Source organism: Enterocloster clostridioformis (genome assembly GCF_020297485.1).
In the GTDB taxonomy this organism is placed as follows: domain Bacteria; phylum Bacillota; class Clostridia; order Lachnospirales; family Lachnospiraceae; genus Enterocloster; species Enterocloster clostridioformis.
In genome coordinates, this window is record NZ_JAIWZC010000001.1 from 3160855 (window position 1) to 3185730 (window position 24876).

26 protein-coding genes and 5 pseudogenes are annotated in these 24876 nt (G+C 47.1%); 5 read left to right on the forward strand and 26 right to left on the reverse strand.

All coding sequences use genetic code 11. The features are described from left to right. Positions 1-39 precede the first annotated feature (39 nt). From LA360_RS16005 to LA360_RS32165, 10 genes and pseudogenes are all read right to left on the reverse strand, one after another. Entirely contained in the window at positions 40-1602 is a 1563-nt protein-coding gene (locus LA360_RS16005; protein WP_022202955.1) for a metallophosphoesterase, read from the reverse strand. Positions 1603-1636: 34 nt separating this feature from the next. Further along, positions 1637-2446, reverse strand: a complete 810-nt coding sequence (locus tag LA360_RS16010) for an HAD-IIB family hydrolase (RefSeq protein WP_002587230.1) — start codon at positions 2444-2446, stop codon at positions 1637-1639. Further along, a complete protein-coding gene (locus LA360_RS16015) occupies positions 2424-3008 on the reverse strand; it encodes a xanthine phosphoribosyltransferase (RefSeq protein WP_002587229.1) in 585 nt (194 codons plus the stop codon). Before LA360_RS16015 ends, LA360_RS16010 begins: the two co-directional genes overlap by 23 nt. Before the next feature lie 35 nt (positions 3009-3043). Then, entirely contained in the window at positions 3044-4213 is a 1170-nt protein-coding gene (gene tig / locus LA360_RS16020) for a trigger factor (RefSeq protein WP_002587228.1), read from the reverse strand. Positions 4214-4379: 166 nt separating this feature from the next. Continuing rightward, positions 4380-5774, reverse strand: a complete 1395-nt coding sequence (locus LA360_RS16025) for an aminopeptidase (RefSeq protein ID WP_112481783.1) — start codon at positions 5772-5774, stop codon at positions 4380-4382. Between the two features lie 71 nt (positions 5775-5845). Then, the gene (locus LA360_RS16030; RefSeq protein ID WP_112481785.1) at positions 5846-6820 is read right to left on the reverse strand and encodes a leucine-rich repeat protein; all 975 of its coding nucleotides are present in this window, start codon (positions 6818-6820) and stop codon (positions 5846-5848) included. Positions 6821-6901: 81 nt separating this feature from the next. Next, positions 6902-7495, reverse strand: a complete 594-nt coding sequence (locus tag LA360_RS16035) for a 5-formyltetrahydrofolate cyclo-ligase (RefSeq protein WP_027642692.1) — start codon at positions 7493-7495, stop codon at positions 6902-6904. A 28-nt stretch (positions 7496-7523) separates the two neighbouring features. Beyond that, positions 7524-7886: pseudogene (locus LA360_RS16040) on the reverse strand (heavy-metal-associated domain-containing protein); the annotation flags it as partial. A 227-nt stretch (positions 7887-8113) separates the two neighbouring features. Continuing rightward, positions 8114-8340 (reverse strand): annotated as a pseudogene (locus LA360_RS16045) (BCCT family transporter); the annotation flags it as partial. Positions 8341-8344: 4 nt separating this feature from the next. After that, a pseudogene (locus LA360_RS32165) lies at positions 8345-8425 on the reverse strand (DUF3841 domain-containing protein); the annotation flags it as partial. A 175-nt stretch (positions 8426-8600) separates the two neighbouring features. On the opposite strand from LA360_RS32165, the gene LA360_RS16050 reads away from it, so the two are divergent. Beyond that, on the forward strand, positions 8601-9095 hold the full coding sequence (locus LA360_RS16050; RefSeq protein WP_022202962.1) for a DUF6512 family protein: 495 nt from the start codon (positions 8601-8603) through the stop codon (positions 9093-9095). 338 nt (positions 9096-9433) lie between these two features. On the opposite strand, the gene LA360_RS16055 is transcribed toward LA360_RS16050, so the two are convergent. The 4 genes from LA360_RS16055 to LA360_RS16070 form a co-directional block, all read right to left on the reverse strand. Then, the gene (locus LA360_RS16055) at positions 9434-9778 is read right to left on the reverse strand and encodes a TIGR04076 family protein (protein ID WP_057572214.1); all 345 of its coding nucleotides are present in this window, start codon (positions 9776-9778) and stop codon (positions 9434-9436) included. Positions 9779-10114: 336 nt separating this feature from the next. Next, a complete protein-coding gene (locus LA360_RS16060) occupies positions 10115-11209 on the reverse strand; it encodes a radical SAM/SPASM domain-containing protein (protein WP_022202964.1) in 1095 nt (364 codons plus the stop codon). A 14-nt stretch (positions 11210-11223) separates the two neighbouring features. Further along, positions 11224-12342: a GntR family transcriptional regulator gene (locus tag LA360_RS16065; protein ID WP_022202965.1), complete on the reverse strand. Its 1119-nt coding sequence runs from the start codon at positions 12340-12342 to the stop codon at positions 11224-11226. Positions 12343-12413: 71 nt separating this feature from the next. Continuing rightward, the gene (locus LA360_RS16070) at positions 12414-13772 is read right to left on the reverse strand and encodes a sulfatase family protein (RefSeq protein ID WP_057572215.1); all 1359 of its coding nucleotides are present in this window, start codon (positions 13770-13772) and stop codon (positions 12414-12416) included. A gap of 104 nt (positions 13773-13876) precedes the next feature. Here LA360_RS16070 and LA360_RS31425 point away from each other — a divergent pair. Beyond that, a pseudogene (locus LA360_RS31425) lies at positions 13877-14414 on the forward strand (transposase); the annotation flags it as partial. Here the strand turns inward: LA360_RS31425 and LA360_RS16080 are convergent. The 6 genes and pseudogenes from LA360_RS16080 to LA360_RS16105 all read right to left on the reverse strand — a co-directional run bounded on the left by LA360_RS16080 (position 14404) and on the right by LA360_RS16105 (position 19963). Continuing rightward, positions 14404-15918 carry a tripartite tricarboxylate transporter permease gene (locus tag LA360_RS16080; RefSeq protein ID WP_044917944.1) on the reverse strand — a complete coding sequence of 505 codons (1515 nt, stop codon included), beginning with the start codon at positions 15916-15918 and terminating at the stop codon, positions 14404-14406. The pseudogene LA360_RS31425 and the gene LA360_RS16080 sit on opposite strands and share 11 nt — an antisense overlap. 14 nt (positions 15919-15932) lie before the next feature. Beyond that, complete coding sequence (locus tag LA360_RS16085; RefSeq protein ID WP_057572218.1) at positions 15933-16430, reverse strand: tripartite tricarboxylate transporter TctB family protein; 498 nt, start codon at positions 16428-16430, stop codon at positions 15933-15935. A 133-nt stretch (positions 16431-16563) separates the two neighbouring features. Further along, the gene (locus LA360_RS16090; protein ID WP_022202970.1) at positions 16564-17526 is read right to left on the reverse strand and encodes a type 2 periplasmic-binding domain-containing protein; all 963 of its coding nucleotides are present in this window, start codon (positions 17524-17526) and stop codon (positions 16564-16566) included. A gap of 309 nt (positions 17527-17835) precedes the next feature. Continuing rightward, positions 17836-18006 (reverse strand): hypothetical protein, encoded by a 171-nt coding sequence (locus LA360_RS16095; protein ID WP_022202971.1) that lies wholly within the window; start codon positions 18004-18006, stop codon positions 17836-17838. A gap of 50 nt (positions 18007-18056) precedes the next feature. After that, a pseudogene (locus tag LA360_RS16100) lies at positions 18057-18806 on the reverse strand (IS66 family transposase); the annotation flags it as partial. A 911-nt stretch (positions 18807-19717) separates the two neighbouring features. Beyond that, a complete protein-coding gene (locus LA360_RS16105; RefSeq protein ID WP_022202973.1) occupies positions 19718-19963 on the reverse strand; it encodes a DUF1016 N-terminal domain-containing protein in 246 nt (81 codons plus the stop codon). A gap of 138 nt (positions 19964-20101) precedes the next feature. Between LA360_RS16105 and LA360_RS16110 the strand changes: the two genes are divergently transcribed. From LA360_RS16110 to LA360_RS16120, 3 genes are all read left to right on the forward strand, one after another. Then, positions 20102-20299 carry a hypothetical protein gene (locus tag LA360_RS16110; RefSeq protein ID WP_027642682.1) on the forward strand — a complete coding sequence of 66 codons (198 nt, stop codon included), beginning with the start codon at positions 20102-20104 and terminating at the stop codon, positions 20297-20299. 124 nt (positions 20300-20423) lie between these two features. After that, the gene (locus tag LA360_RS16115) at positions 20424-20918 is read left to right on the forward strand and encodes a helix-turn-helix domain-containing protein (RefSeq protein WP_112481787.1); all 495 of its coding nucleotides are present in this window, start codon (positions 20424-20426) and stop codon (positions 20916-20918) included. Between the two features lie 137 nt (positions 20919-21055). Next, a complete protein-coding gene (locus LA360_RS16120; protein WP_225537777.1) occupies positions 21056-21673 on the forward strand; it encodes a transposase in 618 nt (205 codons plus the stop codon). Positions 21674-21890: 217 nt separating this feature from the next. Here LA360_RS16120 and LA360_RS16125 read toward each other — a convergent pair whose 3' ends face one another. From LA360_RS16125 to tnpA, 6 genes are all read right to left on the reverse strand, one after another. Beyond that, the gene (locus LA360_RS16125) at positions 21891-22133 is read right to left on the reverse strand and encodes a hypothetical protein (protein ID WP_225537574.1); all 243 of its coding nucleotides are present in this window, start codon (positions 22131-22133) and stop codon (positions 21891-21893) included. Between the two features lie 5 nt (positions 22134-22138). Further along, entirely contained in the window at positions 22139-22783 is a 645-nt protein-coding gene (locus tag LA360_RS16130) for a hypothetical protein (RefSeq protein ID WP_225537575.1), read from the reverse strand. Further along, positions 22780-23406 (reverse strand): antirestriction protein ArdA, encoded by a 627-nt coding sequence (locus tag LA360_RS16135; protein ID WP_225537576.1) that lies wholly within the window; start codon positions 23404-23406, stop codon positions 22780-22782. Before LA360_RS16135 ends, LA360_RS16130 begins: the two co-directional genes overlap by 4 nt. Before the next feature lie 136 nt (positions 23407-23542). Then, positions 23543-24049 carry a hypothetical protein gene (locus tag LA360_RS16140; RefSeq protein WP_112481791.1) on the reverse strand — a complete coding sequence of 169 codons (507 nt, stop codon included), beginning with the start codon at positions 24047-24049 and terminating at the stop codon, positions 23543-23545. An 87-nt stretch (positions 24050-24136) separates the two neighbouring features. Continuing rightward, complete coding sequence (locus tag LA360_RS16145; RefSeq protein ID WP_112481793.1) at positions 24137-24355, reverse strand: TatD family hydrolase; 219 nt, start codon at positions 24353-24355, stop codon at positions 24137-24139. A 47-nt stretch (positions 24356-24402) separates the two neighbouring features. Beyond that, positions 24403-24873 carry an IS200/IS605 family transposase gene (gene tnpA / locus LA360_RS16150; protein ID WP_112481777.1) on the reverse strand — a complete coding sequence of 157 codons (471 nt, stop codon included), beginning with the start codon at positions 24871-24873 and terminating at the stop codon, positions 24403-24405. Between the last annotated feature and the right edge of the window lie 3 nt (positions 24874-24876).

Sequence of the window (24876 nt, forward strand, 5' to 3'; positions counted from 1 at the left end):
AGTTGATTTAGCGCCGAATCTCCCGTCCATACTCCCTGCCTAATCTCCGGTCAGCCATCCTTCCTCCTCCGGAAGCAGAAAATAGTTATTGTCCCTGTCCGAATCAGCAATCATGGCATCCAGCTCCCGAATCAGATAGCTGTCCGGCATGTTCCTCTCCCAGAACCGGTATCCCTTGGTGCTCTTTATGCCTTTGACGTCAATTTCCCGTCCTGCATAGTAATCAATGTATACCCCCGCATAGGTAGCTGCCATGGAATGCTCCACGTCTGTCCCCAGGTTCTTCACAACGCCCCTTATCTGGTCACTGATCAGCTTTTGTATATACCGGCAGGACCAGTCCTCAAAATCCAGCAGGTCCGGATTGGCGCTTCCGTTATTCCGGGCCCAGGCCGACACATCCACGGCTCTGGTGGCATAGGAAATACTTCCGTCCTCCTCCCATAGCACCTCTCCATACTGGCAGGGCGGTATGCTGAGGGCATCTGTCACGATTTCCTGTATGCCGTAACTTCCTTCCGGAACTCCGGGTTCGCTCTTATGCTTGCGGATGCGCTGCACATGCAGATGTCCGCTGAAAAAAAGCGGGAGCTCATATTTCTGAAGAAGGGAAATCACCTCTCCATTGTTGTCCATGGCGCACTGGGTGGTATACATCCTGCTCTGGGCCAACAGATTATGGTGGGCAATGGGTATCACAAACACGCCTTCCTCCTTTGCCCTGGCCAGCTGTTCATCGGCCCAGGCCATGGTGCTGTCTTTCAGCCTTCCCTCCACCTTGTTATCCGGCTCATATTGACAGGAGTCCAGCATCAGGAGCCAGTTTCTGTCATCCAGGGCGTAGACATAGCTCAGCGAGCTGCTGTCCCGGCTCAATGCCTGGTCATATCCGTATTCATGGTAAATCTCATGGAATTCAGGTCCGTCAATATAGGGAGCCGGCTCTTTCCGGTCGCCGTAGTATACCGCAGCGTCGTGGTTATTGATATCATGGTTTCCCGGTATCACCAGGACCTGTATGCCGGCGTCCTGGACCCGCTTGAGTCTTGCCGCCAGTTCCTCATGGTTCATCCGCTCCCCGTTCATGGTAATATCGCCGCTGAGAACCAGGGCAGAGGGCCGTTCTTTTATGACCTCGTCCAGAAATGCTTCCAAAAGCTCAGGCAGATACTGGACCACCTTCCCGTCGCACCGTTCCACGAACAGCCGGAAAGCCTCCCCGCCGTCTCCGGCTAAAGCGCTTTGATAGTGAAGGTCTGTTGCCAGGATCAGCTTAGGCGGTATGTAGGGTTCCTCCGGAGCCGGAGGGTTCCACATACCGGGGAATTTCTTCTTCCACTCCTTATAGCCCTCCTGCCGGATTACTTCATCCTGGGTTTCCCCGGCCTGGGAGTCCGTAGCCAATGCCGGCCCGGCCTGTTCCTCCCACTCCTCCCCTGTTTCCTCTTCCCGGATGCTCTCAGGCACCTGGCTTTCCCTGCGCTCAACCGATGCAGACCCTGAAGGCTCCATTAAAGTTTTTAAAACGTGCAGTACCCCGAAGCATGCCATAAATACCATGGCATACATCAGGGCACTTATCATCCAGGTCTTTCTCTTCATGCAGTCTTCTCTTTCCGTATTAACTATCGCTGTGTTATATTATGCCCAGTTCCTTCATGGCATACGCGATTCCGTCCTCCTCCACATCCTTTGTCTCGAACGTCGCGTAGGGCTCCAGCACCTCGTCATGCTTTCCCATCAGGATACAGTTGCTTGCGTAGCGGAACATGGCAAGATCATTGCCGCTGTCACCGAACACATAGGCGTCGTCCAGAGAGATTCCATAATGCTTCAGCACCAAATCAATGGCAGTTGCCTTGGAATGTCCTCTGGGCACGCATTCATATTCCCCGTTTCCCCGGTCTATGATTTCCATGTCCCTGAGCCGTCCAAAAAGCTCCTTGGGCCTGCTGTTTTCATCCGAGATAAGATAAAACTTATCATAGTCATAGCAGTCGTCTTCCCAGTCATATTCAGACAGGCAGCCTGAACGCCTGAGCGACGCCTTCAGCTGCTCCACCCTTGGAATAGGTGACTGTGACCTGTGAATGTGGATTCCGTCCGACGCTTCAAGGGCTCCGTCCAGTCCGCACGCATCAATATGGCTCTTGATATCCAGCCCTCTCTCATGAGGAATGTGGTAGCTGTACATTACCCTGCCCTCCGCAAGGATATATGTCCCGCAGCCGCACAGATATCCGTCTGCTTCCACCAGCTTCTTAATTTCACCCAGATGGGCATATACACGGCCTGTATTGATGAACACCAGATGTCCCTTTGCCCGCGCCTCCTTCAGCGCCTGTACCGCACTTTCGGGAACCCGGCCTGTTTTCTCAGACAGGAGGGTTCCGTCAATATCATAAAATAAAGCTTTCGTTTTCTTATTCATCATCTCTGAACACAATGGTCTGTGCTTCCTCGTCCATGCTCTCCACGATTGCCAGTGACTCCAGCCGGATTCCCTCTGAACGCAGCAGGTCTCCGCCTACCTGGAATCCCTTCTCGATGACAATGCCCGCGCCTACCAGCTCAGCGCCGGAATCCCGTACAAGGGCAGCCAGGCCCTCCAGAGCCTTTCCATTGGCAAGGAAGTCATCAATGAGCAGCACCTTATCACCGGCTCCCAGAAACTCTTTTGACACAATGATATCATAAACCCTGCCATGGGTGTAGGACTCCACCTTGGTGGTATAAACCTCGCCTGCAATATTTTTGGTCTGCGTCTTCTTGGCAAATACAACCGGCACATCAAAATACTGGGCCACAATACATGCAATCCCGATTCCGGAGGCCTCAATGGTAAGAATCTTGGTGACCTCCACATCGGCGAACCTGCGCTTGAATTCTTTCCCAATCTCTCCAAAAAGCTTGATGTCCATCTGATGGTTTAAGAAGCTGTCCACCTTCAGAACGTTTCCGGCTTTTATCTTGCCGTCCTTGCGTATCCTGTCCTTTAAAATCTGCATGTACGAGTCCTCCTTTTTCTTTTGGCAATCCTTCTTTACTGTGCGGCAGTTGTCTCTGCAGCTGTGGTTTCTGCCGGAGCTGTGGTTTCCTCTGCGGCAGCAGTCTCTTCCGCTGCCGTTGTTTCCTCTGCGGCGGCAGTCCCTTCTGCGGCCGTTGTCTCCTCTGCCGGAGCAGCTGCATCCTGGGCTTCGTTGACTGCGTTGTCCGCCATGAACTTCATTACCTTCTGGTTCAGGGCCATTTCATCCAGGGTCTCCTGGCCGAAATATTCCACTGCGGCCTCGAGGGTCTGGCCGTTCATCTCCGCAAATGCCTGGCGGTCGGCATCCTCCAGGGTAATGCCCTCCAGCTCGGCAACCTTAAGGATAACCAGCTGGTTCTTCACATCATCCTTCACTGACGCGTAAACAGCTTCCTGTAATCCGGGAACATCCATGCCATTGGCTCTGGCCATGCCGGACAGGTTGGTGCCGTACATCTTAGCCTGCTCTTCATACTGCTTGATGCGGTCATTATAGCGTCTGGAAAGGGTATTCTTATTCAGCTTAAACTTGGAGTTCTCAACCACATTCTTAAGTACATACTGCTGAATCTGAAGGTCGGCAGACTGCTGCTTCTGCTTTAAAAGGTCCTCCTTAACGCTGGCCCTGTACTCATCCACTGTCTTAAAATCAGAAACGCTCTGTACAAATGCGTCGTCCAGTACGGCTGACTGCTTTTCCTTTACAGCATTCACAGTCACCTCAAATACAACGTCCTGTCCCGCCAGGGCTTTCTCGCTGTAGTCCTCCGGGAACGTCAGGTTCAGTTCCTTCTTATCGCCCTTTTTTGTGCCAATCAGTCCATCCTCGAATCCGTCGATCATTTTGCCGGAGCCCAGGGTCAGGTCCTGTCCTTCGCCGGTGCCGCCTGCGAATTCCACTCCGTCCTGTTTTCCCACATAATCAATGTTGACAATGTCGCCTTCCGCGGCGGGCCTGTCCACTTCCTCAATTTTAGGATTCTGGCTGAGTACCTGATTGATTTTTGACTCTACCTCGGCGTCTGTTACCATGACAGCCGGTACATTTACCTTCACGCCCTTATACTCTGCCAGCTCTACTGTGCCGAGATTTTCCTTTCCTTCTGTCTGGCTGGCCCCGCAGCCTGTCATAATGGAGGCCGCAACCAGTCCGCATAAACATATGAGTGCTAATTTTTTCATTCTACATATCCCTTTTCTATCCTGATTTCACACGCAGGACCTTGAATTATCCTTATTTTTCCATTCATCCCCAAATAGCGTGCGCTGTACATAGTTATATCATACCTGTCCGTGAAAAAAAAGACTTTCCACCAATTTCATGAAAATTTAAGCAACCGTCCACAGACTATTTGTAGAATGCCTTAAACGCCTTATACGTATTATAGACATCCAGCTTGGAAGCCAGCTCAAAAGGAGAATGCATGGACAGGATGGGCACGCCCAAATCCACGGTATCCACATCCATGTGCGCCACGAACTGGGCAATGGTACCGCCGCCGCCCACATCCACGGCTCCCAGTTCACCGGCCTGCCAATACACGCCTTCTTCCTCCATAATGGCAATGACCTTTGCCATGGTCTCGGCGCTGGCGTCGTTGGATCCGGACTTTCCTCTGGCTCCCGTATACTTGGTCAGCACACAGCCTTTGCTGATATAGCTTGTGTTGCGGCCCTCGTACACATCCGGGAAGCTGGGGTCAAATGCAGCGTTTACATCCGAAGAAAGGCACAGGGATTTCCTCATCACTTCCCTTGGCCTGACACCTGCCTGCTCCGCCAAATCCTCTATGTAATGAAGCACAAAATCCGAATTCAGTCCCGTGTTTCCGGCGGATCCGATCTCTTCCTTGTCAGCCAGAATAGTCACCGTGGTGTGGACCGGCTTCTTTGCGTCTATCTCAGCTGTAAGGGCCGTATACGCGCAAACCCTGTCATCCTGCCCGTAAGCGCCTATCATACTGGTGTCAAAGCCCACATCCCTGGCCTTTACAGCGGGAACCATCTCAATCTCAGCGCGGAAGAAATCCTTTTCCGTAATTCCGTATTTCTCGTTTAAAAGGCTTAAGGCCAACAGCTTTACAGGTTCCTTAACCTCCTCATCCTGGAAGGGAAGGGAGCCAACCACAATATTCAGTTCCTCTCCCTTTAATCCGTCCTTTAAGGGACGCTCATTCTGCTTGGCGGCCAGATGGGGAAGCAGGTCCGTCACGCAGAATACCGGCTCCTTCTCATCCTCTCCAATGGAAATCTCCACGGTCTCTCCGTCTTTCTTTACCACCACGCCGTGCATGGCCAGGGGAATGGTACCCCACTGGTATTTGCGGATACCGCCGTAATAATGGGTTTTAAAAAATGCGATATCCTCCTTTTCGTACAGAGGATTGGGCTTTAAATCCAACCTGGGGGAATCAATATGGGCACCGTTGATTCTCAGGCCCTGGTCCAGAGGCTTCTTTCCAAATGTGGTGGCAATCAGCGATTTACCGCGGTTCACATAATACACCTTATCTCCGGGCTCATAGGATTCCCTGGAGTCAAAAGGCTTATAGCCTGCCTTTTTAAGCATCTTTACAGCTTCCTTCACACACTCCCGCTCGGTCTTTCCCGCATCCAGAAATTTCTTATAGCCCTCACAGTATTTAAACGCCTTTTCCGCCTGCTCCGGTTTATCCTTTCCAATATGAGGGAACGCCCATGTAAGCTGTTCCTGTAATTCCTGTCCTTTTGTATTCTTAGCCATTATTATCCTCCTGGTATATTTTATTTTATAAACTGATGCTTTACTGACTTAAGTTATGACGGTTGCGGCATTTATAATTCAAATGTCCGTTCCCGTCCGCCGCGCGGCTCCACCCCGCCCCATCCGGTCCTGCCTGCCGCCTTACGGCGGCTGTGCTTCACATCCAGCAACAGGGCGGAGGACTGGGCATCACCGGACCTGGCGGCGGCATCTATCATCTTCTTGATCTCAGCGTCTCCCAGCCGGGCTGACCGGGCCATGAAGCCCAGGATATCCCGCTCTCCACGTTCAATCAGTCCCTTTGTGCCTTCCCCGGCATGAATCCTTACATAATCCCAGTACTCCTCCTCTGCATTTTCCCTTAAACCATAGGGCCAGTACAGGCGGTACAGGGCCAGGCGCACCGCCAGCTCCGGCTTTTCCTGGACCTTTACATGGGGAAACAGCCTGTCGTATTCATCGAAACGGAAATCCCCTCCGTCAAAACAGTACCGATACATATGACCGCAGCCATGCATCTCCCTCATGATGATGCGGGCCGGTGTGTTTTCCACGGACTCCTCAAAAAATTCCGGAAATACAAGCTTTGCCAGAAGCGTACCCGAACCGGACCTGTAATTTACGGACAGGGTCTGGTGAAGCTCCGACAGGATGTCCTTAAAGCAGGACTTCCTGCCCTTGGCAATACGGATATCCAGGCATTCCAGGCCTGTACAGCCGGTAAATACCCCGGCTCCCCAGTCCTCCACGGCACTGCTGCATGAAAGCCTCTTCAGGCCGTAGCAGTTGTAGAAGCCATAGGCCCCCACCTTCCTGATTGTATCCGGCAGGCTGATTACCTCCACCCGGCTGCCGCAAAGCTCCGGCTCTCCCTGGTACTCACCGGGCGGCGGTTCCCGCCTGCGGACTGTATCTGAAAAAAGGTAGGCGGCCAGCTCTGTCACCGGCATGCCGTCAGCCGTCCCCGGAATCTCCAGAATTTTATCCAAACCATAACAACGCTGGAGGCAGATCCCGTCCAGCGTTTTTTCATATAATATTCTCATGGTATCAGTTTAATCAGTTTAGTGGATTTTTTCAAGACTATTTTACTTCCAGCAGGTATTCCCATACGGATGACCGCCATTTCACTGACTCCCCAACCGCCTGACTCCATTTTCCGATATCACTATATCCATCATCTGGTCGTGGGGCTCCATAGGTATGTCCGCGCGCATGATTCGTTCCCTGCATATGACTGCCTTCACGGCCCGGGTCCCGCCCAGATAGCGGTCATAGTACCCGCCGCCGTACCCCAGCCGCCTGCCGTCGTAACTGCATGACATGCATGGCACAATGGCCAGATTGATTTCCTCCGGCTGTATGACCGGAGCATGTGCTCCCGGTTCCAATATACCGTATTTTCCTGCCTCCAAATCCCGAAGGCTCCTGATTTCACGTACCTCCATGATCCCTCTGGCAGTGCACTTGGGAACACCCACCCGTTTTCCCTGCCTTAAAGCCTCCTCCAGTATGGGCGCTGTATTAATCTCACCGCTGGTTCCCACAAAGCAGAACAGAGTCTCCGCCTGCTCATATTCCGTCAGCCCGGTCACATGCCGGAATATCTGAAGGTCCGCCTCCTTTGTGTACCCTTCATCCAGCGCTGCAACCGCCTCTTTTGTCTCTCGACGCAATGCTTTTTTCCGGTCTTCTGATGTTTTCAGATCCTCCAAAGCCATAGATGCTTCCCCTCCCTGTCAGTATGATTTCTTCTATTTTATAGACCACATATCCTGCGTCCTTAACAGCCTGTTTAAGCTCATTGTTTCCGTACTTCTGTTTCATCCGCACCAGGGCCTCGCCTTTTTCCAGGTCCACCTGGGCCCACACCCCTTCCAGGCTGTTGAGGGCATTTTCCACATGGCCGGCACAATTACCGCAGGACATGCCGTCCACCTTGAGAATCCGTGAATAGGGATAATGGGACTTATCCTTATCACTGACTTTGATTTTTTTCACCGATGCCTGGGACGAGGCCCCGCAGCACCCGGAGGTTAGTTTTTTGGCGTAGCTCTTGAGCCCAATGATTGCAATGACAATCAGAACTGCACATATAATGGCTGTTGACATAATATCATCTCCCTTATGCTTAGCTGATGTGTGGTTTATGTGATAAGATTAGCATTGGCTAACCAAAATGTCAATTCCTTCCTTCTGCAATCTTTTATTTCCGCATTCTCCCCCATCCCACAAAGCAAACATGTCCTGAAAGCCCGCCCTCCATATAAAAGGCAGCTTCCAGGACACCCAATCTTACTCTGCTGGCTCTGCGCCCGCGAATATTTCTTAACACACAACTATTTCTCTTTCATCATAGCCTTAACAAGGGCAGCCCCCGCAAACAGCATAATGAATATAAAGGGGAATGCCGCCGCAAGGAAATTGTCTGAAGCGGTTTCAATCCACCCGCAATCAGGAGTCCCACAGCCAGAAGAGACTGTACAACGCCCCACAGAACCTTTCTTCCGTTCTTCGGATTCAGGTCTCCCTTGGATGAGAACATGGCAAGCACAAAGGTACCGGACAATAAGGACTGCGTCTGTCTGAGCTGTCCACAAATGCAGCATGGAACCCGGGCTGAATCCATCCTCCATATTATCCCTCAGCATATCATCCTCCATATTATCCCTCAGCATATCATCCTCCATGGGCATATTCCTGACTTTTAGCTATATTTTCAGTGTACATTGTTTTATAATATTTGTCAAAAAGAAAACGAAAGCCCTTTCCAGTCCAATGTTCTACCATATGTCCCGGTTTCATATAGTGTAACAGGAGGTGCATATGAATATTTCACAAACAATAGCCGGGATTCTGTTCGTATCCGTACTGGGGACCCTTCTCCATTTCACCTACCGCTGGTCCGGCCGCAATCCTCTCATCGGCCTTATTGCCCCTGTCAATGAGTCTGTCTGGGAACATATGAAACTGCTGTTTTTCCCCATGCTCCTGTTTGGTCTATGGAGCTTAAAGGGCGTGACCGACGCCTGCCGCTTATCTGCATTTCACGCAGGACTGCTTATGGGAACGCTCCTGATGCCAGTGCTGTTTTACTCCTATACAAGCGTGCTGGGACGTAGCATTTTGGCTGTGGATATAACACTATTTTACATTTGTGTAATTGCTGCATTTCTCATATACCGCGGACTGTCAGGGAGCTGTCTTTTGGAAAAATACAGTCATATGACATCCATGACCGTGTTTCTTTTATTGATTTGTTTTCTGCTGTTTACTTATTTTCCGCCGGGATTTTCTATTTTTAAGGATCCGGAAGGGTGACGGAGGTATGACGGCAGAATGACGGCGAAACCAAAATTTTAACGCCATTAAATACTGACTGGAATGGGACTTTGAAATAGCCGATATCACCCGTAACAGAACTTCGAAATAGCCCGTTATCGTCCATTTTGGAATTTATAAACTGTCTGTAATTATACGCTGATTTGCGTAAGCTAATGCCCGTCCGGCCATGCTGCATAATCTTAGAATGCAGTATGGCTGACGGGCATTGCTATTTCGCCATTTATGCAGATTATAATGACATTATACACTGTAAATACAGGTTCTGTATTCTCATAATACGGTCCATTCATACCCGTCAAACCGGTCGATTCATTTTACCGGACCGGCTCGTAATCCACGGCGGACTCCTGGCCGGTGGACTCCAGTTTGAATATGACAGGCCGCAGTCCGTCATTGCAGCTGCATATGGCGACTCCCGGCTTTCTAATCCAGTCTCCGTAATAAAACAGTTCATTTCCCGCACCATGGGCCAGGGCAAATACGTACTGATAAATGGCTTTCCATGCCTCATCACAAAGCCCTTCAGGCTTTGCATAATCCGCATAAAATACCTGCCCTTCCTTCATCATGGGACAGGCAGTCAGGCCCTCTGCCCCGTATTCCCGGGCCAGTTCTTTGTCCAGGGTGGTTTTTAAAACAGTTATCTTTTCTTTCCTCATGTTCCGAACCTCCTTTGTCACTGCGGTTACCCGATGATATAATATCCGGACAGCTTAAACCTATTTTTGGATGATTTGCGTCCATTCCCTTGATTTAAAGTATTCATTGATATGGTATTCCTGTTGTCCCATATCGTTTCTGGGTTTCCCCAATCCATCTTTGATATAACCCCTTCTAAAAGCTATGGTAATGAGACCATTTGATTCCAGCATAAGCCTTCTGATTGCCTTTAGAGGCGCGTGCCTGCTTTCTTGTAAGAGACTCCTGATAGGATTCCTCAATGGCATTGGCAAACATCTCTTGAAAAAGTTTTCATGCAAAGAAAGACCAGCCGTTCATCTCCTACTGATCTTTACAAGTCTCTCCCATATATGATTCAGAAAATCCCGATACCCGCAATATGTATCTTCAAAACTGCAGCACACTTCCTCCTGCATCCGCCTGCAGCCTCCACCGCAGAGCTTCCGGTATCGGCAATCGCCGCAAAGTACGGGGAGCTTCTCCCTCTTTTTGCATGCCGATACAGCTGAACGTTCGTAGACTGTACGCAAAGAGTCCCGCGTCAAATTACCTACTGCAAAAGGATCCAGGCAGTAAAAATCACAGGGATACACGGTTCCGTCTGCCTCCACAACAATCTGCGGCTGGCAGTATCCGCCGATTCCGCAAGCTGTTACAAGCCCTCTGGAAAGCAGCTGGACCAGATCATCAAACAGCTTCACGCTCCGGTACTGTCCGTCACAGAGTTCCTTATACCATAAGTCAAACAGTTCCTGATAAAATGATGCAAACCGCTCTGGCGTCAGCGCAAACGCTTCCGTTTTGGAACACGTAAGATCACGCAAGCATGGAGTAAACTGAACGTATTCAATTCCAAGCTTTTTAATTTCATTCCAGACCTGTTTCGGATGTCTGGCTATCTGCCGGGTTAATGTGCATAGTACATTGTATTCCACACGATACCGCGTAAGCCGCCTGATCGTTTCCACCACACGACGGTATGTTCCATTCTTTTTTTCGTCCGTCCGCGCATGATCATGTGCTTGCGAAAGAATATCACAGGAAATTCCAATCAGAACATGATTCTCTGTCAGGAATTCACACCACTCCTCATTCAAAAGAAGGCCGTTGGTCTGAATCGTGTAAAAAATCTGCACCTCTGTTTTCTTTTGCTTTATATACTCAGTCAGATTCCGGTAAAAATCAAGCCCTGCAAGCGTTGGCTCTCCGCCCTGAAAGGACAATGTCAGCCGGTCTCCGGCTTCCAGTTCAGTCAGAATGTGATCGAGCACTGATCTGGCAACCGACTCCGTCATAATCCCAAAGGAGGACACCTCCCGCAAACTGCTGATATCATCATAAAAGCAATAGCTGCAGCGGAGATTACAAAGTGACGATGCCGGTTTCAGCATCACGGTAAGCTGTTTCATCTTATCTGCACCTCTTATCTGATCACCCTGATCGATCTTCCCTCATAAATGCGCGGCTTCATCAGATACGAATATCCATTATCCGAATAATCCTTCTGTCGGATCATCTGCATCAACCGGCTTCCGACCAAAACTCCCATTTCATAACCAGGATGGATCGAGCAGGTAATGCCTGTTTCTTTCCAGTCCTTATTGGAATAATCAAAGCAGACAAGGGAATAATCCTCCGGAACATTCTTTTTCATCTCCTTCAGACTGGCCAGTACAGACTGCAGGATCATATAGTTACAGCAGACCACGGCAGTACATTTTTGCAGACTCTTTAAAAATTTTCCAATCTCCTTATAAAAGCCGTCCGAATGCGCTTCATTGGAAATGCACCACTTCACATAATCGTCTTCAAATACAATCCCGGCGCTTCTTAATGCACTCACATATCCTCTGAATTTTTCAATACTCTGATAATTATCGTACACAAAGATGCCGGCTATATTTTTATGCCCTGCTTGAGTCAGCAGTCCGATCAGTTCCCGAGCACATTTATAATCATTATTGATCACACGGGGGTACTTTAACTCTTTGTAATAGTTGTTATAAAAAATCACCGGGATTTTTTTGGAATAAATGTTCCGATAACAGTCCAGATTGGGATTTAAAAGACTTGCCTTCACACCATCCACAATAAACCCATCAAAGCCCTGATGCGCTACCACATCCAGACAGTTCCGCTCACTGGAAAATTTATTGTCCGTAAAGAATGTCTGCAGATCTGCATCCGTATCGGTCAGTACTTCCCGAATCCCGTCAATCAGACCGGAATTCGCGTTGGAATCCTGGCCCTGCAGAATCAGTCCGATCTTCAGACAGGAGTTTTGCAAACCGACTCGACTGGATAGCGCAGTCGCTTTATTAATATAGGAACCGCTCCCTTTGACCCGGATCACAATTTTTTCCTCTACCAGTCTCGCCATGGCCAGCCTGACTGTATCCCGGCTGACCTGAAACTGACGGCAGAGTGCATTCTCAGACGGGAGCCTCAGATTCGCCGAAAATTTATTTTCGTCAATATACGCGCGAAGCCGGTTATAAATGATGTCTGACTTCTTTTTGTTAGTAGATAACCCTGTATTCAATGCACTCCTCCCGCCAGTTCTTTTTCAATTTTCCTTCACACTACAGATGGAAGTTCTGCCATTTTCAAACATTATTCCCCATCTACAATGCGCGGACGGCTATGTTCCGCCTTCTCGATCCATCCAAGCAGTTTCTCCCGCAGCTCCAGCCGGACCTTGTCATATGCCGGATCATGGATCAGATTATTCAACTCATATGGATCCGTCCTCAAATCATAGAGGAAATCATCCGCATACAGATCCGATGCTGCACAAGCACCTCCATCCTTATCCGGTGCATAGACAGAATACAGATAATACCTGGTTCGGATACATCTTCCAACACGGCTCTCTGAAATCTGCGAGAACACCTCATCAGGTCTATTATCTGTCTTTCCGCAGACCACGTCAAGAAGATTCTCCCCGATCATGGCGTCCCCCACATCGACACCGGCAATCGCCAGAATCGTCTTTGGAAGACTCTCCGTGCTGACCAGCTCCTCTACTTCCTTTCCGCCCTGATAGGCACCCCCCGCTATAACAAGCGGTACATGAGTCGCCGCCGCATGGCAGGTACGCTTGTAATCGTCGTAGCCATGCAGATGACTGTCTGTATTTCTTGTCATAAAATGGGAACCATGATCTGATGCAAAAATGATGACGGTATTCTCATACAGATGCTCTTCCTTCAGTCTCTCAATCAGACGCCCCAGATTCTCATCCAGGCTTGCACACTGTCCCAGGTAATCCGGATACTCTTCTGCCGCATTTCCCTTTAACGCTGCCAGATCTCCCGGAAGGACAAAATTCTTGTATTTTTCTTTGGATCCATGCGGTCCTTCATAATGCTTGTGATCATTCTGATGATGCGGTTCAATCTGGGAAATCGTCATAAAGAACGGTTTTTTCCGGTCATACTGATCAAAAAACTGCAGCGCCATATCCATAATGCAGTCTGCCCGGTAGCCTTTAAAATCGATGCGGTTATCATTTTCATCAAAGACATAACCGTCATAACCATGAGAAGTAAATTCCAGAACATCCGCCGTTCTCCAGAATCCGGTATAGCCGCCGCGCAGCTCTTTCGGAATGGCTGTAATGGTATGATCAATCACCGGAGCTTTCTCAAGTTCTCCATCACTTGCCAAATGCCATTTTCCAATGTAGGCTGTCTCGTATCCAGCCTCCTCGATATAATCTGCAAGTGTTTTTACACCTTTTGGAAGCATAATATTATTCCGAAAGCACCCAGTCTCCGTAGGATATTTTCCCGTCTGAAACAATGCACGGCAGGGTCCGCAGACCGGCTGCGGAGAATAAGCGTGATCAAACTTTACGCCTTCCTTTGCGAGGCTGTCCAGATTCGGCGTAATGTCCAGAGGCTGTCCGAAACAGCCGCAGGTATCCGCTCTCTGCTGATCTGTAAAATAAAAGATAATGTTTTCTCTCATGGTTTAAACTCCTAGTATAATAATGGTGTAGTCAAGAGTGACTACTGGTTAATAGTTACAAAGTCAAATTTAAATATATTTGTATAGATGCCGAAGGAGGATACGCCATCTGCGCCGCTGCAAGGGATGCCTCTGTATTTGGGCGCGCCCTGCCCAGCAATGCACTCCGCATCAAGATGTACACAGAGAAGCATCTGGACTCCATACTGGAAGAACTGCACAAAGCTGTAGACAAGCTGCAAGGGAAGCCTGTTTATGAACGCATTAACCTTCTTCAATCCCTTCGTGGTGTCGGCTTTTTAAGTGCGGTTGTCCTAATTGCGGAAATGGGCTCCTTTGACCTGTTCCCTTCACCCAAGAAGCTCTACGCTTACTTTGGGCTTGATCCGGCTGTAAAACAGTCTGGCAAGTTCAACGGGGATAAAGTCCATATGTCGAAGCGGGGTTCAAGCCTTTATTTACGATTATTACATTCGCAAATGTACCTGTAAGAAAAAGAATGTTGCTGTTGGCGCGGTCATGCACAAGATCTGTAACATTATTTTCGCCATGCTTAGGGATAACAAGCCTTTTGACATCATCACGCTCGAAGAGCACTGCAGCCGCTATGCGGCAGAACATCTTTTTCAAATCATTCCTTGACATTTCTTAGCTGGACTTTCCGGGCATTGCGTTCCATAACTTTGCTTCTCACAATCATAGCCACTGCACCAACGATCAGCGCAATAAAAATCAGACAGTACGGACTGCTTACAAAAATGGATGGATTTCCTTCTGAGATCAAAAGCGCACGGCGGAAATTAGTTTCTGTCATATTCCCAAGCACCAGACCGAGGAGAATCGGAACTGTCGGGAAATCAAGCTTATACAAGATCCAGGCAATCACGGCAAATGTCAGCGTTACTGCTACATCGAAGTAGGACTTATTCACCGAATAAGCTCCCGCAAAGCAGAAAATCACAATGATCGGTGTAAGTATTTCCTGCGGGATAGAGACAACCTTAGCAAACAGTTTCGTCAGATATTTTCCCTGCAGCAGCATGAAAAGGTTTACAAATAAAAGCCCGATCATGATCGCGTACATAATATCTCCCTGTGTCGTAAAGAGGCTTAAGCCAGGATTCAGTCCATTGATCATCAGCGCGGACAGCATGATGGCCACGCAGCCGTCTCCCGGAATTCCGAGCGTAAGCAGAGGAATGAGCGTTGCACCGGTTACTGCGTTGTTTGCGCTTTCCGCAGCAGCAATTCCTTCTACCGATCCGTGTCCGAACTCTTCCTTGTGCTTCGACATATTTTTCGCCACGTCATAGCTGAACCAGGATGCCATAGACGCTCCGGTTCCGGGAATGATTCCGATAATCGTGCCTATAATCGAGGAAATAAATGCCGGGCGCACCATGCGGCGGTACTCATCTTTACTGATTTTTCCATCATCTGCAATTCTGGACGTATCCAGCTTTAAACGATCCGGCTTCAGTTCTGCCTTTTTCAAAATCTCAATCAGCGCAAACAGGCCGATCAGGCAGATTGCAAGATCCAGCCCCAGATACAGTCTGGAAATGCCAAAGGTAAAACGGTCATAACTGGTTTGCGGATCCGCTCCAATACAGGAAACAAATAGACCGACACAAGCTGAGATGATTCCCTTAAGCATGCTCTTTCCGGAAATTCCGGCGATGATCGTAAGACCGAAGACACAAACCAGAAAATATTCTGCCGTTCCGATGTTTGCTGCAACCTTCGCCACCTGCGGTGCTAAAAACAAAAGCGTTAAAGCGGAGAATATACCTCCAAATGTAGATGCATACAGAGCTATCTTCAAGGCCGCCTTTGTCCGTCCTTTTTCTGACAGGGGATGTCCGTCCAGCATGGTGGTGGCTGCATGCGGTGTTCCCGGCGTATTGATCAAAATTGCAGATACGCTTCCGCCGTAACCTCCCGCGCAGTAAATTCCAAGCAGAAACATCATGCCCGGGATCGCTGTCATCTTGTAGGTAAACGGCAAAAACAGGATAATGCATAAGATTACGGTAAGTCCGGGAATTGCAGCAAACACAGAGCCGATAAACACCCCGAGATTCATCCAGATAAAGTTTTCCGGTGTAAACAGCATTTTCAGCGCCGGTCCGATATAAGCACCCATCTCACATTCCTCCTCTAAAATTTTACGTTCAGTCCAAAACAGAACACCGCCCAGATCATCACAGCCAGCCCCAGCGTAATCACATAATAGCTTTTTTTCCGGCACCGGAAATAAAGCAGGAAACTGACTGCACAGAAAACAGCGCCCAGCACAAACAGATCCGTTACTTTGCAGATCAGATAAGTCATAATGAGGATGCCGAGAATTAACAATGCCTTGATCTCTGTCAACAGATGAAACGTATACGTCTGAACCGGTTCCTTTCTCAGCAGCTTTGAAACATTCTGAATGATCAGAATTAAGCTGCAGATCATCATGAGCAAAAATAAAAGTCTTGGAAATACTCTTCCATTTACAACATCACTTTCCGAAACAGAGACCTGTTCCGGCATGATCAGAAACAAAAATGCCCCCAATGCAAAAAATAATATGGCTCCGACCAGATCGGTCGGAATTGTAAATTGCTTTTCCTTTAATCTGGATGCGATCTGATCCAGTTTCTTTTCCTGCATCGTTTTCCTTCCTCCCGTTATTGCAATGAATATGTCTCACGGCTGACATAACATCAGATCGCCGCGGCTAAGTGTAAAATGAGAATGCTGCTGTTACACAGCATCCTCATGATTATGATATTTCCTTCACTGGTTACTGTACAACCAGATCCTTGTATTCGTTTACAATGCTCTTTACGTTTTCAATGTGTTCCAAAACCTGATCATTGGTCATGGTGTCTACCTCCAGAAGCATGGTATCCGCCAGCCACTCGCTGACACTCTGGTCTGCAAGGATTTTGTCATAGAGTTCTTTTAATGCCGCAATCTTCTTTGCATCCGTACCTTTGCGTGCAAGGATCAGGCAACGGTTTCTGAAGTAAGGATATCCGTACTTACCGACACCTTCCACTCCTGCAAACGGACCGTCTGCAATATCCTCGCCATCAAAGGCACAGACAATGCTGACACCATTCTGCTGATAGGTCTCTAAAATCTGGGACTGATGGGATACTGCAAAGTTTGTCTCTCCCTTTGCCACAGCTTGGGCTGCCTCAGCCGCTGAGCTGTACGCAACGATCTTGATCTGGTCTCCATAGCCCATGGATCCAAACAGTGCAGCCGCCAAAAAGGCCTCCGATCCGGTTGCTCCGTTTGTTGCAATGGAAATCTGATTTCCCTGATCCATGTAAGACTTTAATTCATCGATAGAAGTGATTCCAAGCTTTGCATCTGCCGACATGACAAATACGGAGGAATACAAATTTTCAACAAATTCAAAATCGTCATAACTGAACTGCATCTTCGCCGGATCCAGAATCGAGGTAATGGAAAAAAGACCTTCTCCTGCAAATACCAGTTCCGAATCATTTGCTTTTGTTTCTGCCACCCAGCTGTTTACCGTTGCCGCATCCCCTTTTACGGCATCCGCCACCAGTACAATCTTGTCTGAGTAAGTGTTTGAAAGACTGGCTGCTTTCTGGCTTACCATGGCTGCCACACCAGATGGCGCCCACGGACAGGTAACCGTCCAGGTTTCCGTCTTTTCGGAACATCCTGCAAGAGACATGACTGCAGTCAAAGCAGCCAACCCAAGTGCTAACATTTTTTTCTTCATGACCCTTCTCCTTTTGTTAATTTTGATTTTTTCATACAACAGTTTCTTTATTTATTAGTTCAAGATTAACATACGTTTTTTTTACTTTCAACAACTTCATTCTATTTTTTCACAAAGCTGTAGGTTTTGCAGCTTTATGTGCAAAAGCTGTAGGGGATTTTGATAATTATTAGACACATTGTCACGATAAAACTTCGAAAGACAGCGAAACCGCCACTTTCATGACCCCCGCCAGCCCATAACCCAAATCGGATTCATCTTACACTTCTGCAGCAAAACCAGGCATACAGCGAAGATGCCTGCCAGCACTCAGTTGGTATGTACTAGGGCGATCTGCTCTGCGCTTCCCCAGAATACGGAAATCAGAATGAGGATCCCGGCAGATCCGATCATAGCTACCACAGCCGGACGAAGAGAATTCAGGATTCCCTGCAAAAGCTTCATATTCTTGTATAAGATAGAACGTAAGTAGGTAATCATCCGTACCTTGATTTTTCAAAATAAGCCGCCCCAAAAGGGCGGCTCAAATTTTATTCTTTTGTTCGAAGTTCTTCCGGAAGTTCGCCCGACCAGGGCAGAAGCCGATCCAGGTCTTCCGGCTTCGGGAACGGGTCCATCCGCCGCAGCTGATCCAGAACGTATGTAAGATAAAGATAGGGTTTCACACCATTTAAAAGCGCTGTCTCTGTGATACTGTAAACCACGGCGCTGGCACCGATTCTGGCCATGGCCTGATATGCGACCGTTTCTTTCAGCTGCTCCTTCGTGAAATCCTTTTTCAGTGCGGTAAGCGCTGCGTCAAACCGGCGTCTGGCATGGGTAAAGCATCCGGAAACGATGATGGAATCCTTCAGCCCATGATATGCCTGATAACTATCGCAGGTAAGATATCCCTGAAACTGGTCTCCCAGGAAGTTCGCCGGATCATAACCGGCGCGTGTCCGCTCATAATCAAAAAGAACCATCTGCGGGGCTTCGCTGTAACGGTCTGTCAGATAAACCCACATCCAGTTTTGAGTGGACCCTTGCTTCTCCGATTCGCCGATTACCTGAAGACGTGTCTCATCGCAATGGATATATCGGCTTTTCAGGAATTCTTCCTTCATCCGGTCATAGAGCCGTTTCAGGTATCTGTCTGCGCAGTTGATGATCCAGTTTGCCATGGTCTTTGTTGACAGCTTTAAATCATATCCTGCGAATTCCCGTTCCTGTCTTGCCAGCGGCATGCCGTTGACATATTTTGCATTCATGATACCCGCAACCAGAGATGGAGTGGCGATTCCTCTCATGTTTTGAAAAGATGTATCAGAAACTATAAAGGCTTGCTCTATGCAGTCTACATATTCGGTGTCATAAGAATAGGGAGGCTCCTTTTTTAATTGGAAGAAAATATTAGAAATAAAATCAATGAAATCTAAAAAATATGTTGTCTGACAAGATGCTATAAAAAACTCAATTTGTTTTTTCTTATCATTAAAATATCCTTTGCTGGGTACTAAACTTTTAGTTCCGATTTCTCGTGAAAAAGTAGCACTGATACTTTATATTCATATACATCTGGTAATTCGTTAGGATTAGCATTTCTTTCTGAATAGAGTTTAAACATATTAATACCTCCAATACAATATATTATAATGTAATTATGTGAAATATAAAAGAGCCTTTATAAATTCGTTTTTCCATCATTGAAAGATAGAAAATAATTTGCTAAAATATCCGTAGGGAACAATCATGTTATTACAAGGTGTTGGCCTTCCATTTTACATAAGATGGGAGGTGGTGCGAATGAAATTTGACTTCAAGGACTTAATGGCCTTTGGTATGTTCATTCTCGCATTACTGACCTTTATCTTAAAGATTAGTCAGTAGCGTTTTCTTAATCCCGGAAACGGGTACAGAAAAACCACCCTTGTAAACTTGGCCGTTAAAAGGGTGGATTTTTCTATCGTTGATATAGGCCAACCTCTTGTACGAGGTGGTTGTTCCTTTTTTATTACACTTCTATTATAATCAATCCACCTATGAAATTCAAGTGATTCTTAAAAAATCCTCGTTAAATCGTCACGCCAGCGATAACAATTCACCTATATTTCACCTCATATCCATCAAAAGCGCCCTATTTTCTAGCCGCCGCCCACGAACTGATTTTTGCGTTGGATCTTCCGCAAATGTTCCAAAATCAGCTGATCGTTCAGTTTCGGAACAATCTTCTGGTTACTCCACCCCCAATTTGCTCCTGAGAATATACCATATAAAATCTCCGCATCAGTTTTAAATTCTCTGCAGAATAGCCTTTGCCATAATTTTTTGTCAGGAATTTAGATAATTCCTTTAAAAGCTGCCTGCCATAAGCGGCACGATTCTCCCCATTCTGCTCTTCCTCGACAATCTTTCTGCCGATCTCGTAGTATGCGTAAACTGATACTCTTATATCCATGCCAGGGGGTCCCGCTTGTCATAATACCACCTCGCCACTATCGCTTCCTCTTTCTAGTATAAATGTTTTTAAATAAATTTATGTTATTCCCCTTTTATGGTATACTCTTATTTATACCAAATCCGGAGGAAAGAACTTATGCCTAAAAACGCAAATTCAATTTCGCTTACTGATGACGAGTTGCGATATCTGACATCAGTCACTCAAAAAGGAACGGTTCAGGCCAGAGTTTATAAAAGAGCAAAAATACTTCTCTTAAAATCCCAGAGGCTTTCCAATGAGTTTATTGCGGCCTATTCCAACAAAACGAAAAAGGAAAGGCCAAAAACAAGCTGAATCATAAAGCTATTTAATGTTAACTATACTAGTACAGCATTGCCAAAATAATAATGAATAGACGTTGCTTTTTTATTGTAGTCGGTGCATAATAATTCTATCACTAAAGAATGGATGGGTTATTATGCGAAGGAAAACAATTGATACTATCCCGGTTTTATCTGATGCTATGAAAAACATATTATCTGCTTTTTCAAAAAGCCGCTCCCTTCCGTCAGGACTGGTCAAAAGAGCCAGCATTGTCCTGCTTGCGTCACAGGGGGAACTCAACCAGAATATTGCACCACAGGTCGGGCTTCATTATAATAATGTTGCCACCTGGCGCAGTCGGTTCCTCGCGGCGCTCCCAGCCTTGCGGAGGATTGAAATGGACGCCCCGGAAAAGCTTGAAGATGAGATACGGGCAGTCCTGTCCGATAAAAAACGCCCCGGTGCCCCGTCTGTTTTTACGCCGGACCAGATCATGCGGATCATCGGCCTTGCTTGCAGCAACCCAAATGATTTTGGGTACGAAGTAAGCCAGTGGAGCCTCCCGCTGTTAGTGGCAGAAATTAAAAAGCAGGGGATCGCTGAACAGATTTCTGAGAAATCTGTCAGCCGTTTTTTAAAAATGAGGTAGATTTACATCCCCACAAAATCCGTTACTGGCTTCATTCTTCGGAAAAGACGGAAGCCCCGGAATCTTTTGCGCGGAAAGTAAACGAAATCTGCGGCCTGTACCAGAGTGCCCAGGAACAAAGCCGGGAAGGTACACACATTGTTTCCACGGATGAAATGACCGGGGTACAGGCGCTGGAACATAAATATCCTGACAAGCTCCCATTACCCGGCCAGTGCGCCAAAATGGAGTTTGAGTATATCCGCCATGGCACGACCAGCCTCATCGGGTTCTTTGATGTTGCAACGGGCCGTATGGAAATGCCGTATTTAAACTCCACACGCACAGAAGAGGATTTTGTGGAAGCCGTGAAAGCATTGGTAAGGACAGACCCGCAAGCCCCATGGACATTTATATGCGATGGCCTAAACACCCATAAGTCGGAAGCCCTTGTCCGCTATGTGGCAGAAGCCTGTGCCCTTGGCGTGGAACTGGGCAAAAAAGGGAAAACAGGGATCCTTAAAAGTATGGAAAGCCGGGCGGATTTCCCGCATGACCCTTCCCACCGGATCCGCTTTGTCTATACTCCGAAACACAGTTCCTGGATGAACCAGATTGAGATATGGTTTGGCATCATTAACCGGAAGCTGCTGAAGCGGAAAAGCTGCCTATCAATAGAAGAACTGGAAGCAAGCATCCTGCGCTTTATTGAACAATACAATCTTACAGCACACCCATTTAAGTGGACATATGCCGGGATACCATTAGCAATTTAATCACTGATATTTAAGCAATGCTGTACTAGTGCTATTATACAGGAGCAGACATGAGATCGCAATACGTTTTTTAGAACATTTGTTCTTTTCATATTTAGCCACTGTTTTTGGTTTGCATTGAAAGACTTACGTTTAAAGCTGCGGCACCTGTCCAATCTGACTTCCTCCCAGGCAGTCCCGCCGAAACTCCTCTTCCGTTTTTATGAACAGATTGTCATTATTGTCCGTATCCCAGAACCCAATAAATCTCACCCTTCTCGGTCCGAATGGGCCGGTAAAACAGTTCTTCTCCCCAACCGCTATCTGCCATCGCTTTCCACTCTTCCATCACAGCCGCCAGTTCCCGGTCATTTAACTTTCCGTAAGTTCGTACCGTAAGCACACCCCAAAGGCTGCCAGCATATGCTTCTACGTCTGGCGTCATGGATGCAACCCATTTTTTAAGCAGTTCAGAAAACAAATATTCTACCAGCCCCTTCTCAGGGCAGCTTTTAAGCTGGCCTGGATCTTTTCCCGGATCATGCTTTCATACGAGAGAAGCTCCTCCCCGCTTAAAAGCTCCGGTACAAAGGAGTCGCTCTCATTCCAATAAGCAGTTACAGCCAATGAATTGTACAGGCGGAACTCTTGCACTGACGGACTCAATTCCTGTATCGGATGTCCCTTGCAGATCAGTGTGCCAAATATTGTCTCCAACGGCCCGTTTTCTTTCATTTTCTGTAAACCAAATTCCTGGAGACGGATATATGGTTCCAGTTCCTTCTCGATGTAAATCTGATGTAGATTCAGAAGATACTTCGCATAGCCCTCCGCCGATAGCTCCTGAATCGGAAGGAATTCATAATCCCTATAATTACGAATAATCCGGCACACTGCATATGCATCTCTGGGAACCTCCGCCTCCAGTGATGCCAGAGGTTTCTTTCTTGACACAGTGGTTTTATCCGCCAGGTTCTGTATCTCCATCGCAATCTGGTTCAACACTCTAAATGTGAGCCGTGGAGGTAAGAACTGATCCAACTTCCAGATATTACTAAGATAGTCTGCCACCTCATCAACGTCATATGTTCTGCACTTCTCCTCCAGGGCCTCCAGTTGTTTCTCCGTCATAGGGAAATAAAAACAGATCTTTTCCGGATACCTCTTATCAAATGCCAGATACACCGGAATACTGCCGATCCAGGATGCACTACTTTCGGATTCTGTTTCTTTCCCACTGCCGGTTTTGGCGCCTTAATTCTAGTGATGAGCCCCTCCTCTGTCAGCCGCTCACTCGCTTTCATATTCAAACGGCCATACGCCTCATAATCAAAATAGCCGTTCAGTTCCATCGGCAGCGTTCTTCCCTCCTGCTCAAACAGATAACGCCCATACTGTTCCAGGGATTTTATCTCTAAATGGCATTCATACTGGTCTAAATGATCCATTGCCTCTACAATCTGCAGCAAAGAGTCCGGCTTTTCATTCTGAAGCACAGTCTCGAAGACAGCCCGCTCCTGTTCCGACCAGGAACCAATCTTTGCGGCAAGGTAGTTTAACTGCCCCAGGTTCGAATCCTGAAACACAAATTCCCCAATTAACAGAGGAGCCAGCCCAGCCACCGGGGCTTTCACATCTCCTATGAACGGAATCATCCTGGAAGGATGGTACCCGGCCAGCTCCTCCAGGACCTGCTCTGCCTGTTCCTGCGAAGCACGGAACCAGAATACTTCATAGCAAAAGTTATCGGTCAAGATTATCCCCACCTTTTGCTATGTAGTGTAAGCCTCATTCACCTTACCCCACCGGGCAATTTTTACCCCTTTTTAGCGGTTTTCACCCCTTTTCGGAAAGCGCAACCCCATCCATACACTTCGGCAAAACTATTGCTCAATTTGTTTCGCCATTGAGTATGTCTTTGAGCCACTTAGGAACCATCGGAACTTTCTTCCCGGCAAGGATCAGTTTCATAATTTCTTCGGTATCCTCCTGCCGCCAGAACCGATTACGGATGTAGCAGTCATGGCTACAAAACTTCTGATTTTTCGTTTGGCTCTCAAATTCTTTTCCGCAAAACATACACTCATGCTTGTAAAGAAACGGATGGTTTTTCATCCACAATCTGCGGCACTCATCAGAACAATAAATCCGTTTTCGTCCGGCGGACTTCTTCTCTAATGGCTTGCCGCATTGTCTGCATACACTATCAGCACAGACCTCTTCCATTTTTCTTCCTTCTCTGGCTTGCAGACGATTTTTTGCATATCCATCTAAACCTTTTGCTTTGCAATAATTTCTGACCTTGTCCCTTGGAAGGTCCAATGCGATCCCTATTTTTCGGTAGCCTAATCCCATGTTTCGAAGACGCTCAATCGTTTTCTGCTGTTCTTTTGTCATCTGATATCAACTCCTTAACAAATTTGGTAGTCCAGTAATCACTCTGGATTGCCAATTTGTCAAGAAAATCTTCTGCTAAAAAATCAGTTATTTGACTAATGTCAAATAATTCTTAGCTATCTGCTTACTTAAAGTTCCTGCATCATTAATTCCTTTTAATTCAGCTAACTCATCATATACTATACCTAATTTCTCTATTGAATATTTCTTTCCATGCACTTTTGTAAATGGGCCATCACTCTCTACAAATATCCTTTCCATTGGAATTCTTTTTATTATTTGTTTTCCATTAACGCCTCTCATCATAATGAACTACCCCGCAGCAAGCTGCGGGGTATCGAAGGTTGCAACCTCTACATATAATCCCATATGCTATACTGCTTTGTTTTCTCTACGTTTTTATAGATTGTTTTATAATTTTTTTCCTGTCCCTGTTCTTTCACATATCTACTTATGATTTGCTCATTCCCATGTTCACTCACCGTTGCTACGTAATAGCCATCTGTCCAGAATTCTCCTCCCCACAATTTTTTCTTCACTTGTGGACATTTCGCGAACACCTCCCGGGCTATGATGCTCTTCACTATTTGGATGATTTTTTTTGGACTATATGTAGGCACTGACTGGATAAGAAAATGTATATGGTCTTTATCTGTACCTACTTCCAAAAATCTTATTTCATACCTTTCCTGAATTCCCTCACACGTTTCTTTGATTACCCTATCTACATCTTCATCTATTACTACTCTTCTATATTTTGTTGGACATACGAAATGATACATGAGTACTGATACATTGTGTGACTTGCGTATTGTTTCACTCATCAC